Here is a 14,485-nt window from a genome sequence, read left to right as displayed (position 1 = left end):
GGTGGGTGTGGGGGTGGGGGTGGGTGTGGCGACCGGCGTGCCGTAGACCTCGAACGAGGAGAGCTGCCCGGCGGGCCAGCCGGTGTTCCCGGTGAAGGTCAGCCGGACGTACCGGGCGTTCGCCGGGGTGAAGGACACCGTCGCCGTGTTGCCGGTCGCCGGGTCGAAGGCGCGGCCCGCGGCGGCCGACAGCGTCGTGAAGGCGGCGCCGTCGGTGGAGCCCAGCACCGCGATGGTCTGCGTGCGGGCGGCCCACGCCGCCGCGGGCGGGAGCTTCAGCGTCACACGCTGGACCGAGGCGACGCCGCACAGGTCGACGGTGATCGACTGCGGCCAGGCGTTGTTGACGCTCTCCCAGTAGGTGTCCGCGTTGCCGTCGACCGTGTTCGCCGGCGGGTACCCCTGGGTCTGGCTGGTGGCCGTCACCGCCTTGCCGAGCGCGAGGTCGCCCGTGCCCGGGCCGCAGGGAGTGGGCGTCGGGGTCGGGGTGGGAGTCGGCGTGGGCGTGGGCGTGGGCGTGGGCGTGGGCGTGGGGACGGTGGGCGTCGGGCTCGGGGTCGTGTTGCCGCCACCGCCCGGGTAGATGTAGTTCGGCGCCGGCCAGGTGCCAGTGCACACCGTGGAGGTGGGGCTCCAGCCGGTGTTGCCGGTGCCCTGCGTGATGGAGAAGCCGGTGCCGACGCAGTTGTGGATCGCGACGCCGGCGCCGATGTGGTCCGCCCGGACATCGGTGAACGTGGTCTTCGCCGACGACTGCGCCTGGATCATGTAGGTGCCCGTGCCGTCGACCCTGACGTTGCCGAAGTTGACGGTCTGCGTGCTGCCCTCGATGAACTGGATGGCCGCGTAGGAGCTGTCCAGGATGTCGGTGTCGGTGACGTTGATCGTCGCGTTGATCGGCTCGTTGAGCCCGTCGAACCAGATCGCGCCGACGCCGAAGTTCCAGTTGTAGTCGGAGTTGCCCGCTCTCAGCAGGGTGTTGCGCGCCACGGAGATGGTGCCGGCCACGGCGGTGCCCTGGCCGGAGTTGACGCCGGGATAGCGGTTGGCCACGTGGATGCCGCCGCCGTTGGTGATGGTGTCGGAGACCACGTTGTCGGTGATCTTGATGTCCCTGCCGCCGTAGGTGACGATGTTGTTGGCGAGGATCGGCAGCACCACGGTGTTGTGGGTGAAGGAGTCGTTGACGTTCGGCACCCGCTCGGGCCACATCGCCAGGCCGTCGTCACCGGTGTTGCGCACGAAGGTGTTGGTCACCGTCGAGTTGGTGACCCCGGTGTGGAAGTTCACGCCGTCGGCGGTCTGGTCGAGGATCCGGCTGTTCTGGATGGTGAAGCCGTCCATCGGGCCGTCCATCCACGCCCCGACCTTGGTGTGCTGGATCCACAGGTTGTCGACCACGGAGGCGCTCATGGCGCCGCCGAGGGCGTTGACCTGGTCGTTGTCCTCGCGCTCGGTGATCTCGCCGATGATTGCGAAGTCCTTGAGCGTGACGTTGCGGCTCGGCCCGCCTGCCTCGTGCGCCCGGATCTCACCGCCGTAGCCGCCGCCCTGGACGTACTTGCCGTAGATCCCGGCGGCCCGGTTGCGCTGGGTGGGGTGGCGCCCGGTGAGCACGCTGTACCAGGGACCGGCCCCGCGCAGCGTCACACCGTCCACGACCACGTGGTCCCAGAGGGTGTAGGTGCCCTCGGGGATCCAGACGGTCTTGCCCTGCGCCTTGCCGGCGTCGACCGCGGCCTGGAACGCGGCGGTGGAGTCGGTGGCGCTGTTGCGCGCGGCGCCGAAGTCGTCCACCGACAGCGACCCGGCGGGCTGGGCGATCGGGTCGGGGACCAGCTCGAAGTCGGCCAGGTCGACGGTGATCGCGTTGGTCACCGAGGTGGTGGAGACCTGGATGCGCACCTTGGACCCGGCGGCGAGGGTGGAGCCGAACAGCGTGCGGGTCTCGTCGTAGAAGTGGTGCGGGTTGCCGCCGCCGGGGTTGTTGCTGAACGGGTAGCCGCCGTAGTACCAGCCGTACCTGGAGGTGAAGGAGAGGTCCTTCAGGTAGGCGCCGTTGACCCGCAGGTCGACGGGGGTGGTGAGGCCGGTGCCGGCGGCGTTGTCTGGCACGCTGTAGCGGACCGACATGGCGTTGGCCGGCTTGGTGAGGGTGAACTCCACGTACTGGCCGACCGCGCCGAGCGTGACGGCCCGCCGGCCGGACGCCTCGGAGGGCAGGTGTCCGTAGAGGCGGTCGGGGCCGATGACCTGGCCGTTGGTGGTGGCGTGCGCGGTGTCCTCCGCCTCGAATTCGGTGAAGGGGACGGTGGCGCCGCGCCCGGCGAAATCCCAGGGCGAATCGGCCGCGGTGGCCGCCACCGCGCCCGACGACAGCAGCGGGACGGAAACCGTGCCCGCCGCCAGCGCCATGGCCGTGGCGATCGTCCAGGCTCGCAGCCTGCCGGTCTTTTTCATCGACGGACCCTTCTGCGGAAGCGAAGAGCCGGGACGTTTCGCGGTCAGGGACGCGCGGACCGTCGCTTGCCCGGCGGAACTGTCCACACCATAAGATGACGGACAGATAACCGCAATGTTTCGACGAAAACATGAAATGTAACGACTAGATTACGGCATTATTGGACCCCAGGCGGCCGAGGAGACGCTCCGAGAGGCCCAGGTCGCACGGTGCGTCGGCCCTGCGCAAACCGTTTGCAGATGACTGCCGTATATTTGCGACCGTGACGAGCGACAATGCGGCTTCCCGATCAACCGACGGCACGGCCCCCCGGCCCATCGACGGCACCGCCCCGCGTTCGACGACGCGCAGGCTCGCGGAGGTCGCCAGGAAGGTCGGCGTCAGCGAGGCCACGGTGAGCCGCGTGCTCAACGGCAAACCCGGCGTCTCCGACACGACCCGGGCCGCCGTGCTGACCGCGCTCGACGTCCTCGGGTACGAGCGGCCGACGCAGCTGCGCGGCGAGCGCGCCCGCCTGGTCGGCCTGGTCCTTCCTGAGCTGGGCAACCCGATCTTCCCCGCGCTCGCCGAGGTGGTCGGCGGCGCGCTCGCCCAGCGCGGCTTCACTCCTGTGCTCTGCACGCGGACGGCGGGCGGGCTGTCGGAGTCCGACTACGTCGAGATGCTCCTGGAGCAGCAGGTGTCCGGCATGGTCTTCGCCGGCGGGCACTACATGGAGGCCGACGCGCCCCACGAGCACTACCTGCGCCTGCTCGACCTGCGCCTGCCCGCCGTGCTCGTCAACGCGGCGATCGGCGAGCTGAGCTTCCCGTGCCTCGCCACCGACGACGTGGTGGCGGTGGAGCAGGCGTTCGGCCACCTGACCTCGCTCGGGCACACGCGCATCGGCATGGTGCTCGGCCCGCGCGACCACGTGCCCTCGCGCAGGAAGCTCGCGGCCTTCGAGGCCGAGGCCCGCAGGGCCGGGCTCGAGGCGGGCCCCGACACCGTGGAGCACAGCCTGTTCTCCCTGGAAGGCGGCCAGGCCGTGGCGACCCGGCTGGTCAAGAACGGGATCACCGGCATCATCTGCGCCAGCGACGTGCTGGCCCTCGGCGTCCTGCGCGCGGTGCGCCGCCTCGGCATGTCGGTGCCGGAGGACGTCTCCGTGGTCGGCTTCGACGACTCGGCGTTCATGAACTGCACGAACCCGCCGCTGACCACCGTGCGCCAGCCCATAGAGGCGATCGGCAGGACCGCCGTCACCCTGCTCGTCAACCAGATCGACGGCGGCTCGGTCACCGCCGAGGAGCTCCTCTTCGAGCCCGAACTGGTCGTCCGCGGCTCCACCGGCCCGGTCAGGACGCGCGACTAGCCCGCTTCTGCGCACCCACATCGGACGGGAAGGGCCACCGGTGAAGCGAGCGGTCACCCGCAGGGCCGCAATCCCGGGCCGCAGACCATACCGGAACCCCAGGTCATAGGCCGGGGCGGTATGTCGGGCCGGCGGGCTGGTGTGACGTCAAGGTCACAGAGCTGTTACCGCTGGGTGCACTGTCACTTTTTTGCATCATGCACGCCAGAGTCTTGCTGGGATATGTCTGCCTCTATATGTTGCTCCCAACCGGTTCGCGAAGCTGTACCAGATCTTGAGCCTCGTAGTCGGGGGCAGTCCAGGAGGGACACATCCATGAAACCCCGCAACCTTGCGATCCTGCTGAGCGCAGGGATCGCGCTCGCCGCTGCCGGATGCGGCAGCGGCACCGGCAGCACCCCTGACGCCAAGTCGTCGCAGGGCTCAGCGGCTCCCGCCGCGGCGGCACCGGTGACGATCACGGTCGGCTGCAAGCCTCCGAAGAACAACCCGAAGGAAGTAGCCCAGTGGGACGCGGACGTCGCGGCGTTCCAGAAGCTGCACCCGAACATCACGGTCGAGGGCAAGGACGCCTTCCCCTGCATCGTTCCCGAGACGTTCCAGGCCAAGCTGGCCGGCGGGGAGATGGAGGACCTCTTCTACGTCTACTACACCGACGTCCAGAAGATCATCGGCGCCGGTCAGGCGGCGGACATCACGCCGTACCTCGACAGCGTCCCCGCGGTGAAGACCATCCGTCCTGACGTCATGACCGTCTTCAAGAGCGGCGAGAAGGTCTACGGCCTCCCGAGGGTCAACTACTCGACGGGTCTGGTGTACAACCGCAAGCTGTTCACCCAGGCCGGCCTGGACCCCGAAGCCCCGCCCAAGACCTGGGCCGAGGTGCAGGCGGCGGCCAAGAAGATCGCCGCGCTCGGTCCCGGCTATGTCGGGTACGGCGAGTACAGCGCCGGCAACACCGGCGGCTGGCACTTCACCTCCTCCCTGTTCGGCCGCGGCGGCGACGTCGTCACCCCCGACGGCAAGAAGGCCGCCTTCAACAGCCCCGAGGGCAAGGCCGTCCTCGAGAACCTCAAGACGATGCGCTGGACCGACAACAGCATGGGCACCAAGCAGCTGCTGCGCTGGGAAGACCTCATGCGCATGATGGGCAGCGGCAAGCTCGGCATGATGATCGGCGCCCCCAACGTCGTCCAGGAGGTCAACAACACCTTCAAGGGCAAGTTCGAGGACTACGGCGTCGCCGGTCTGCCGGAAGCCACGAAGTCCCTCAGCGGTGGCGACGGCTACATGTTCAACCCGAAGGCCTCGCCGGAGAAGATCAAGGCCGGCCTTCAGTGGCTGGAGTACAGGTTCCTGACCCCCGGACAGGGCCAGTTCAACTACGAGCGGGCCAAGGCCGACGGGCTGCCGGTCGGACTGCCGGACATCGACCTGTTCGGCAACACCGAGCCGGGAAAGAAGATCCTGGACCTGCGCAAGCAGTTCGCGACGATCCCCGTGGAGCACTTCCAGACGTACATCGACGCGAACTCCACGGTCGAGTTCAAGCTGGAGCCGCCCAAGGCCCAGGAGATCTACGCGGTCCTCGACACGGCCATGTCCGCCGTGCTGACGAGGCAGGACGCGAACATCGACCAGCTCCTCTCGGACGCGCAAAAGAAGGTCGACAACATTCTGGCGAAGTCCAGCTGATGCGGCTCAGGGGTGCCGGCCGCCAAGGGCCGGCACCCCGTCCAGGCACGATCGAGATCAGGAGTTCAGAATGACCACGATGTCCGTGAGAGGATCACGGCGCCGCACCCCGGGGGCGGTGCGGCGGCGTGTACGCCGCAATTTGACGGCGTACGGGTTCCTCTGCGGGGCGCTGATCTGCTTCGCGTTCTTCTCCTGGTACCCGATGGTGCGGGAGTTCCTGCTGAGCTTCCAGAAGACGAACTTCGTCGGACCGCCCGAGTGGATCGGCCTGGACAACTTCCGCACGGTGACCGAGGACTCGGCGTTCATCCCGGCCTGGACCAACACCGCCGTGTTCACCGGGCTGGCGCTGATCGTCGGATACGCCGTGCCGTTCGTGGCGGCGATCGTCCTCAACGAGCTGAGGCACGCCAAGGCCTACCTCAGGTTCGTGGTCTACCTGCCGGTGATGCTGCCGCCGGCCGTCGCGGTGCTGCTTTTCAAGTGGTTCTACGACCCGGGCCCCGGCCTGTTCAACCAGATCCTTGACCTCGTCCACCTGCCGGGACTGAGCTGGCTCGACTCCACCAGCACCGCGCTGATCTCGCTGGTACTGGTCTCGACCTGGATGAACCTCGGCACCGGCACGCTGATCTACCTCGCGGCGCTGCAGAGCATCCCGGGCGAGCTGTACGAGGCGGCGGAACTCGACGGCGCGGGCCTGTTCAGACGGGTATGGCACGTCACCATCCCGCAGACCAAGCTCATCCTGCTCGTGATGCTGCTGCTGCAGATCGTCGCGACCATGCAGGTCTTCATCGAGCCGTACCTCCTCACCGGCGGCGGCCCGGAGAACGCGACCGTGACGGTCGCCTACCTGATGTACCAGTACGCCTTCAGCTTCGGGAACTTCGGCGGCGGCGGCGCGCTGGGACTCATGCTCATGATCGTCCTGATGGTGTTCTCCGCCGTCTACCTGCGGGTCTCGCGGGACAACCAGATCTAGGAGGGAGTGGCGACGATGTCGAGCAGCACCGTGCGATCGAGCAGTGACCTCCGGCCGGGCCGCCCCGCGCGCCCCGCCCCGCCGCCCGCGGCCCGCGACGGCAGGCCCTCGCGCCCGCCGCGCAGGCGCAGGAAGGCGCCCGAGCGCCCCGTCCGCGGCCTGGTCTCCCCGCAGACCCTGAGCACCACCCACGGGCGGATCATCTACTGGATCATCCTCGTCACGGTCGTGGTGGGCTTCACCGCGATCTTCGTGTTCCCGCTGTACTGGATGGTCACCGGGGCGATGAAGTCATCCGACGAGCTCGCCCAGATCCCGCCGTCGTTCTTCCCCACGTCGATCGACTGGGGCGTGTACAAGGAGGCGTGGGACCAGCTCGACCTCGGCCTGTTCCTGCGCAACACGATCGTCTACGCGGCGGGCGCCTGGCTGTTCACCCTGGTCATCGACGTCACCGCCGCCTACGCCCTGTCGAAGCTGCGGCCGGTGCTCGGCAAGGTCGTCCTCGGCGGGATGCTCGCCACGCTGATGATCCCGCCGACCGTGATCCTGCTGCCCGCCTACCTGACGGTCAAGGATCTGCCGATCCTGGGCTGGAACCTGCTGAACACGCCATGGGCGATCTGGCTGCCCGCCGCCGCCAACGGCTTCTTCATCTTCCTGCTCAAACGGTTCTTCGACTCGATCCCCCGGGAGCTGCTGGAGGCCGCCGAGATCGACGGCGCCGGCCCGGTCAGGATCCTGTGGTCCATCGTCCTGCCGGTGTCCCGGCCGATCATCGGCGTGGTGTCCATCCTTTCGGTGATGAGCGTCTGGAAGGACTTCGTCTGGCCGCTGCTCGTGCTGCCGGACGGCGACAAGATGTCGATCAGCGTGGGCATCTCCTCGCTGTCGGCGCAGATGCCGCAGAACGTGCTCATGGCCGCGCTGGTCATCGCCAGCATCCCGGCCATCGTGGTGTTCTTCGTCTTCCAGCGCAGCATCATGGCGGGCCTCACCGCCGGAAGCCTCAAGGGATGACCCGGCGCGGGCCGTAACCGGCCACCACCACAGCGCACACCCGCCGCACCCGCCGCGGCCCGCACCCTCCGGTCGCGGCGGCGCGGGACGTACACCGAATCTGTAAGGAGAGACTCCAGCATGTCCGAAACGTGGTGGCGGGGAGCCGCGATCTACCAGGTCTACCTGCGAAGCTTCGCCGACGGCAACGGCGACGGCATCGGTGACCTGGCCGGCCTGCGGTCCCGCCTGTCCTACCTCGCAGACCTCGGTGCCGACGCGATCTGGCTCAACCCCTGGTACCCCTCGCCCATGGCGGACGGCGGCTACGACGTGGCCGACTACCGCGACATCGAGCCGTCGTTCGGCACGCTGGCGGAGGCGGAGAAGTTCATTCAGGAAGCCCACGCGGTGGGCATCAAGACGATCATCGACATCGTGCCCAACCACGGCTCCGACCAGCAGGAATGGTTCCTCCAGGCGCTGGCCGCCGGCCCCGGCTCGCGGGAGCGGGCGCGCTTCTGGTTCGCCGAGGGCCGCGGCGACCTGCCGCCGAACGACTGGCAGTCCATCTTCGGCGGCCCCGCGTGGACCCGGGTGGCCGACGGCCAGTGGTACCTCCACCTGTTCGCCCCCGAGCAGCCCGACTTCAACTGGACCAACCCCGAGGTCGTCGAGGAGTTCCACGACGTGCTCCGGTTCTGGTTCGAACGCGGCGTGGACGGCATCCGCATCGACTCCGCGGCCGTCCTCATCAAGGACTTCGACAGCGTCGAGGAGTCCTACACCGACCACGACGCCGTCCACGAGATCTACCGGGGCTGGCGCCGGATCGCCGACGAGTACGGCGACCGCATCCTCATCGGCGAGGTGTGGCTGCCCGACCAGGAGCGGTTCGCCCTCTACCTGCGGCCCGACGAGATGCACACCGCCTTCAACTTCGACTTCATGGCCCGCCCGTGGGCGGCCGGGGAGCTGCGCGCGTCCATCGACCTGACGCTGGAGACGCACCTGCCGATCGGGGCCCCGCCGACCTGGGTCCTGTCCAACCACGACGTCCCCCGGCCGGTGACCAAGTACGGCAGGGCGGTGACCTCCTTCGACCACGGCGAGCGCAGGGACGGCATGCCGTCCGACCTCGCGCTCGGCGAGCGCAGGGCCAGGGCCGCGGCGCTGCTGGCCATGGCGCTGCCCGGCAGCGTGTACGTCTACCAGGGCGAGGAGCTCGGGCTACCCGAGGTCGACGACATCCCGGGCGAGCTGCGCCAGGATCCCATTTGGCGGCGGTCCAAGCACACCGTCCCCGGCCGGGACGGCTGCCGGGTGCCGCTGCCGTGGTCGGGTGAGGAACCGCCGTTCGGCTACAGCACCGGCGAGCCGTGGCTGCCGCAGCCCGCCTCCTGGAAGGAACTGACGGCCGAGGCCCAGTCGGCGGACCCGAACTCCATGCTCTGCCTGTACCGGACGGCGCTGCGGATCCGGCGGGCCGAGCTGGGCGACGGCGCGCTGCGCTGGCTTGAGGCGCCGAGCGGGGTGCTGGCCTTCACCCGCGAGTCCGGGCTCGCCTGCGTGGTCAACTTCAACGCCGATCCGGTCGCGCTCCCGCCCCACGAGAAGGTGCTCCTCACCAGCGGCCCGCTGGAGGGCGACGCCCTCCCGTCCGACACCGCCGCCTGGATCCGCCTCTCCGGCTGAACCGGGACCGGCGTCAGCCGAAGAGGTCGGTCTCGTGGCCCTCGTCGTCGAGCGGGCCGGGGTCGCCGGCCAGCCGGGTGAAGTACTCGACGGGCAGGACCGGCTGGCCCACGTTGTTGGAGAGCGCGAAGAACCGGCCCTCCACCGTGATCTGCGTGCGGTGGGCGCGCAGGGCGGCGATCTTCGCCTCGAGGTGGGCGCTCGCGTCGACCTTGGTGGTCACCTGGTCGTCCGGGACGCCGAACCCGAAGTCCTCGACCGACTTCAGCCGTACGAACGGCCCGGTGTCCACGGCCCGCTCCAGCACCGACAGCGGCGTCGCGGTGGCGTAGAACCGCGACGGCGACCACGGCTCCCCCTCGCCGAACGCCGGGTCGGCGGCCTTCTCGAAGGCCCGCCACGCGACGCGGTGCGCCTGGATGTGATCGGGATGGCCGTAGTAGCCGTTGTCGTCGTAGGTCACGATCACCTGCGGCCGCACCTCGCGGACGATGCCGACCAGCTCAGCCGCCGCGAGGTCCACATCGGCCTGCCAGAAGCACGCCGGATCGTCGTTGGTGGGCGCCCCCATCATGCCGGAGTCGCGCCAGCGGCCGGCCCCGCCGAGGAAGCGGTGGTCGTCCACCCCCATCGCCGCGCACGCGCGCGCCAGCTCCCTCACGCGGTGTTCCCCGAGCCGGTCGTCCCGGTCGGCGCCGAGGTGGCGCAGCTCCGGCGGGATCACGTCGCCCTCCTCGCCGAGCGTGCAGGTGACCAGGCAGACGTGGGCGCCTTCGGCGGCGTACTTGGCCATCGTGGCGCCGGTGCCGATCGACTCGTCGTCGGGATGCGCGTGGACGAAAAGAATTCGACGATCGGGCGACATGACCGACCTGCCTTTCCTTCTATGGCTTTCAGCCGGGTCCGCCGAGGGGTCCCGCGTTGTCTCCGGTGGGGCCCCTGTTCGCGAGCGCTCGCGAGGGCCCGAATCCGGGACCTTACTCCACCGGCGCGCCGGAGCGAACCCTGGCCGGCCCGGTGGAGCCGCGGACGACCAGCTCGGGCTCGTAGAGCAGCTCCTCGGCCGTGACCGTCGCCCCCTCGATCTGGCTGACCAGCAAGGTCACCGCCGTCCTGCCCATGGCCTCGATCGGCTGGCGCACCGTGGTCAGCGGCGGGTTGGTGCAGTTCATGAAGGCCGAGTCGTCGAAGCCGACGATCGAGACGTCCTCGGGCACCGACATGCCCACCCGCCGCACGGCCCGGATGGCGCCGAGGGCCAGCGGGTCGCTCGCGCAGATGACGCCGGTGACGCCCCTTTTCAGCAGCTTGGTGACCACGGCCTGCCCGCCCTCAGGCGAGAAGAGGGTGTGCTCGACCGACTCCGGGCCCACCTGGACGCCGGCCTCGCGCGCCGACGCGGTGAACGCCGCGAGCTTGCGCCGCGAGGGGATGTGGTCCTCCGGCCCGAGTACCAGCCCGATGCGTTCGTGGCCGAGCGAGATCAGGTGGCCGAACGCCTGCTCGACGGCGACGGCGTCGTCGGTGGACACGCGGGGGAAGTCGAGGCTGTCGGTGGCCGCGTTGACCAGCACGACGGGCAGGCGTAGCTCCAGCAGCCGGAAGTAGTGCTCGTGGGGCGCGTCGGCCTCGGCGTAGTGGCCGCCCGCGAACACCACCCCGGACACCTGCTGCTCCAGGAGCATCTCGACGTAGTCGGCCTCGGACAGGCCGCCGGCGGTGCGGGTGCACAGGACGGGGGTGAACCCCTGCTGGGCGAGCGCGCCGCCGACCACCTCCGCGAGCGCGGGGAAGATCGGGTTGCCCAGCTCGGGGAGCACCAGGCCGGCCAGGCGCGCCCGCTCGCCCCGGAGTTGCGTGGGACGCTCGTACCCGAGCACGTCGAGCGCGGTCAGCACGGCGGCCCGGGTCGCCTCGGCCACCCCCGGCTTGCCGTTGAGCACCCGGCTGACGGTCGCCTCGCTGACGCCGACCTTCTTCGCCACTTCCGCAAGTCGCCGTGTCACGGCGCAATCATAGGTCGGCGCTCTGCAAATGGCTTACAGCCTGATGACATCGCCATGGAACGGTGGCCGCACCGTGATGTCACCCGCTTGCACGCCCTTACCACCATTTGCAACCGCCGCCTCCGCGCGCCTGTCAGCCGCGGCCGGATCTCAGCCCCAGAAGGCCAGGAAGCGCTCGGTGAGCGCCCGGCCCTGCGCGCGACCCGCTTCGGCGGCGGGCGTGCGGACCGCCGGGTCCAGGGGGTCGGGTCCCATGGCCGCGAGCGACGCCTCGTCCGGGGCGACCACCGTGACGCGGGACTCACCGCCGAGGGACGCCACCACTCCTCCGAGCTGGGGATCCTCCATCGGCGCCAGGATCAGCACGCGGTCGGCCCCGGCGGCCAGGTCGGCGTTGGTCGCCGAGCGGACCCCTCCGTCGGTGTAGCGGGCGGCGCCGATCGTCACCGGAGGCCACACCCCGGGCACCGCGCAGCTTGCGGCGACGGCGTCCACCAGGTCCACCCCGGAATCGCGGTCGAACACCCGGTGCTCGCCGGTCGCGGTGTCCACGGCGACGACCGCCAGGTCGGCGTCGGGCCACTCGTGGCGGGGCAGCCGCCCGGCGATCACCTCGCGCCGTACGGGCTCGGCGACCGTGTCGGCCGCGAGCGCCAGCCGCCCCATCTCCTTGCGGAGCCGGGGCAGGTCCTGCTCCCGCTGGAAGAGGCCCTCCAGCGAGGCCATCAGCTCCTCGATCGGCACCCCGCTGGGGAGTTCCTTGTTCTGCAGTGCCGGGTCGGCCTGCCGCCGGTACAGCTCCGCCCAGGAGAGGCCGCTGGTGATCTGGGCGGCGACGGTCGCTCCGGCGGAGGTCCCGATGATCCTGCCGGCGGCGCGGAGGTCGACGCCGCCGTCCGCCAGCCCGGCGAGGACCCCGGTCTCCCACGCGATCCCGGCGACCCCGCCCCCGCCCAGCACCAGAGCTCGTTTGGTCACGATATATCCCCCTTACTCGCCGTTATGGTGGTCAGGCTAGCCCAGCGGGCCGACCGGCTCCGGGCCGCCGGTGACGACGGTGACGACGCGGGTGCCGGGCGCGAACGCTCCCGCGGCGACCAGGGCGAAGATGCCGTACATCATCTTGGCGACGTAGACGCGCTCGAGCGTCAGGCCGTGCCGGGCGGCGAAGTCCTCGATGAACGCGTCCAGCTCCGGCGTCCTTCTGGCGTAGCCGCCGAAGTGGAAGCCGCAGTCGAGGCTCCAGTTCGACGTCGGCGCCCCGAGGGCCCCGCGCTGCAGGCGCTCCACCTCGCCGGCCAGGAACCCACCGCCCTTCAGCACCGGGAAGCCCAAGGCGCGGCGTCCCGGGGCGAGCCCCGCGGCGATGCCCGCCAACGTGCCGCCCGTACCGCAGGCACAGCAGACGACGTCGAACCCCCCAGCGCCGCCGATCGCCCGCGCGCCGAGCCCGACGCCGTCCCCGGCTTCCGCGCCGAGAACGGCCGCTTCCCTGGCCTCGATGCCGAGCTGGGCGTCAAGCTCGGCGGGCAGCTCGGCGCAGCCGCGTACCGCGAAGGCGTTGCTGCCGCCCTCGGGGAGCAGGTAGAAGTCACCCCACTCGGCACGCAGCCGGGAGATCACCTCGGGGGTGTCCTTGGCCCGGTAGGTGGCGCGGTCGAGATAGGAGAGCCGCATGCCCCACGAGACGGCGAGCGCGAGAGTGGGGTTGAGCGGCAGGTGCTCCTCGCCGCGGATCACCCCGATCGTCGCGAACCCGAAGCGGCGCCCGGCCGCGGCGGTCGCCCGGATGTGGTTGGAGTAGGCGCCGCCGAAGGTCAGCAACGTGTCCTTCCCCTGGCGGCCGGCCTCGGCGAGGTTGTACTTGAGCTTGCGCCACTTGTTCCCCGGCAGCTCGGGGTGGATGAGATCGTCCCGTTTCAGGAACAGGCGGACGTCGCCGAGCCGGTCGTCGCGCAGCTCTTCCAGCGGGCTCGGCAGCGACAGCCGCAGCCCCCCGGGACCTGTGTCGCCGTTGTCCACAGGCCCAGCTTGGCACGCGCCAGGAGGTGGAGGCGGCTCGGTAGGCTACCTCCGACCCCGAACACGAGGAGAACGCGTCATGCGCGCTGTCGATGCTTTCCGTGCGGCATACGGCCGCGACCCCGAGGGTGCCTGGCGCGCTCCCGGGCGGGTCAACCTGATCGGGGAGCACACCGACTACAACGACGGCTACGTGCTGCCCTTCGCGGTGCCGTGGGGCGTCACCGCCGCCGTCGCCAGGCGCGACGACGACACCCTCAGGCTGCTGTCCCTCCAGGACGCCACCGCCGGCTCGGATGGCGAGGACGCCGGCCCCCGGCCGATGACGATCACCGAGCACGACCAGGCCGGCGGGTGGTCCCGCTATGTCGTCGGGGTCTTCTGGGCGCTGCGCCAGGCCGGCCACCACGTGGGCGGCGCCGACCTGGTGATCGACGGTGACGTGCCGAAGGGCGCCGGGCTGTCCTCCAGCGCCGCGCTGGAGGTCGCCGTCGCCATGGCGCTCAACGACCTGTACGGGCTGGGCCTGGCCAAGATCGACCTCGCGCTGATCGGGCAGAAGGCCGAGAACGACTTCGTCGGCATGCCCTGCGGCATCATGGACCAGGCGGCGTCCGCGCTCAGCGAGGAGGGCCACGTCCTGTTCATGGACTGCCGCAGCCTGACGACGCGCAACGTGCCGCTCGACCTGCCCGCCGAGGGGCTCCAGATCCTGATCATCGACACGGGCGTCCACCACGAGCTGGCCGACGGGCAGTACGCCCGCCGCCGTCGCGACTGCGAGAGCGCCGCCGAGCGCCTCGGGGTCAAGGCGCTGCGGGACGTCACTGACCTGGCCGAGGCCCTCTCCCGGCTCGACGGGGACGAGCGCAAGCGCGTCCAGCACGTCGTGACCGAGAACCACCGGGTCCAGGCCCTGATCGGGCTGCTGCGCGCGGGCGCGGTGCGCGAGATCGGCGCCCTGCTGAACGCCTCGCACCTCTCGCTGCGCGACCAGTACGAGGTCTCCTGCGCCGAACTGGACGTGGCGGTCGAGGCCGCCGTCCGCGGCGGCGCGCGCGGCGCCCGCATGACCGGCGGCGGCTTCGGCGGCTCGGCGATCGCCCTGGTGGCCGACGACCGGGCGGACCGCGTCCGCGAGGAGGTCACCAAGGCCTACGACCAGCACGGCTGGGCCCCCCCACGCTTCCTCCCCGCCACCCCCTCCCCCGGCGCCCGCCGCCTCCTATAGCCCGGCAGCATCTCCCCCCGCCGCCCGTAGCCGG

At 70.4% G+C, this 14,485-nt stretch carries 11 protein-coding genes; 6 read left to right on the top strand and 5 right to left on the bottom strand.

Going from position 1 to position 14,485, the window contains the following annotated elements; translation table 11 throughout:
• Positions 1–2,460: discoidin domain-containing protein (locus MYF83_RS29935; RefSeq protein ID WP_279340232.1), on the bottom strand; the 2,460-nt coding region annotated here is incomplete at its 3' end.
• Positions 2,461–2,723: 263 nt separating this feature from the next.
• Between MYF83_RS29935 and MYF83_RS29925 the strand changes: the two genes are divergently transcribed.
• From MYF83_RS29925 to MYF83_RS29905, 5 genes are all read left to right on the top strand, one after another.
• A complete protein-coding gene (locus MYF83_RS29925; protein WP_443729302.1) occupies positions 2,724–3,815 on the top strand; it encodes a LacI family DNA-binding transcriptional regulator in 1,092 nt (363 codons plus the stop codon).
• Positions 3,816–4,130: 315 nt separating this feature from the next.
• Positions 4,131–5,510 carry an ABC transporter substrate-binding protein gene (locus MYF83_RS29920; protein ID WP_248964083.1) on the top strand — a complete coding sequence of 460 codons (1,380 nt, stop codon included), beginning with the start codon at positions 4,131–4,133 and terminating at the stop codon, positions 5,508–5,510.
• Positions 5,511–5,580: 70 nt separating this feature from the next.
• The gene (locus MYF83_RS29915; RefSeq protein WP_248964082.1) at positions 5,581–6,498 is read left to right on the top strand and encodes a carbohydrate ABC transporter permease; all 918 of its coding nucleotides are present in this window, start codon (positions 5,581–5,583) and stop codon (positions 6,496–6,498) included.
• A gap of 15 nt (positions 6,499–6,513) precedes the next feature.
• The gene (locus MYF83_RS29910; RefSeq protein ID WP_248964081.1) at positions 6,514–7,518 is read left to right on the top strand and encodes a carbohydrate ABC transporter permease; all 1,005 of its coding nucleotides are present in this window, start codon (positions 6,514–6,516) and stop codon (positions 7,516–7,518) included.
• Positions 7,519–7,638: 120 nt separating this feature from the next.
• Positions 7,639–9,192 carry a glycoside hydrolase family 13 protein gene (locus tag MYF83_RS29905; protein ID WP_248964080.1) on the top strand — a complete coding sequence of 518 codons (1,554 nt, stop codon included), beginning with the start codon at positions 7,639–7,641 and terminating at the stop codon, positions 9,190–9,192.
• Positions 9,193–9,205: 13 nt separating this feature from the next.
• Here MYF83_RS29905 and mshB read toward each other — a convergent pair whose 3' ends face one another.
• The 4 genes from mshB to MYF83_RS29885 all read right to left on the bottom strand — a co-directional run bounded on the left by mshB (position 9,206) and on the right by MYF83_RS29885 (position 13,220).
• A complete protein-coding gene (gene mshB / locus MYF83_RS29900) occupies positions 9,206–10,057 on the bottom strand; it encodes an N-acetyl-1-D-myo-inositol-2-amino-2-deoxy-alpha-D-glucopyranoside deacetylase (protein ID WP_248964079.1) in 852 nt (283 codons plus the stop codon).
• A 112-nt stretch (positions 10,058–10,169) separates the two neighbouring features.
• Positions 10,170–11,198 (bottom strand): LacI family DNA-binding transcriptional regulator, encoded by a 1,029-nt coding sequence (locus tag MYF83_RS29895; protein ID WP_248964078.1) that lies wholly within the window; start codon positions 11,196–11,198, stop codon positions 10,170–10,172.
• A 150-nt stretch (positions 11,199–11,348) separates the two neighbouring features.
• Positions 11,349–12,176, bottom strand: a complete 828-nt coding sequence (locus tag MYF83_RS29890; RefSeq protein ID WP_248964077.1) for a patatin-like phospholipase family protein — start codon at positions 12,174–12,176, stop codon at positions 11,349–11,351.
• Between the two features lie 36 nt (positions 12,177–12,212).
• Positions 12,213–13,220 carry a 1-aminocyclopropane-1-carboxylate deaminase/D-cysteine desulfhydrase gene (locus MYF83_RS29885; RefSeq protein WP_248964076.1) on the bottom strand — a complete coding sequence of 336 codons (1,008 nt, stop codon included), beginning with the start codon at positions 13,218–13,220 and terminating at the stop codon, positions 12,213–12,215.
• Positions 13,221–13,299: 79 nt separating this feature from the next.
• On the opposite strand from MYF83_RS29885, the gene galK reads away from it, so the two are divergent.
• Complete coding sequence (gene galK, locus MYF83_RS29880) at positions 13,300–14,451, top strand: galactokinase (RefSeq protein ID WP_248964075.1); 1,152 nt, start codon at positions 13,300–13,302, stop codon at positions 14,449–14,451.
• Positions 14,452–14,485: the final 34 nt, after the last annotated feature.

It is taken from the genome of Sphaerisporangium perillae, assembly GCF_023276435.1.
Lineage (GTDB): Bacteria > Actinomycetota > Actinomycetes > Streptosporangiales > Streptosporangiaceae > Sphaerisporangium > Sphaerisporangium perillae.
This window is presented reverse-complemented; position numbering and strand designations above follow the sequence as displayed.

Coding starts and splice junctions, on each gene's coding strand:
- MYF83_RS29920 (WP_248964083.1), top strand. CDS start 4,131: ATGAAACCCCGCAACCTTGCGATCCTGCTGAGCGCAGGGATCGCGCTC.
- MYF83_RS29915 (WP_248964082.1), top strand. CDS start 5,581: ATGACCACGATGTCCGTGAGAGGATCACGGCGCCGCACCCCGGGGGCG.
- MYF83_RS29910 (WP_248964081.1), top strand. CDS start 6,514: ATGTCGAGCAGCACCGTGCGATCGAGCAGTGACCTCCGGCCGGGCCGC.
- MYF83_RS29905 (WP_248964080.1), top strand. CDS start 7,639: ATGTCCGAAACGTGGTGGCGGGGAGCCGCGATCTACCAGGTCTACCTG.
- mshB (WP_248964079.1), bottom strand. CDS start 10,057: ATGTCGCCCGATCGTCGAATTCTTTTCGTCCACGCGCATCCCGACGAC.
- galK (WP_248964075.1), top strand. CDS start 13,300: ATGCGCGCTGTCGATGCTTTCCGTGCGGCATACGGCCGCGACCCCGAG.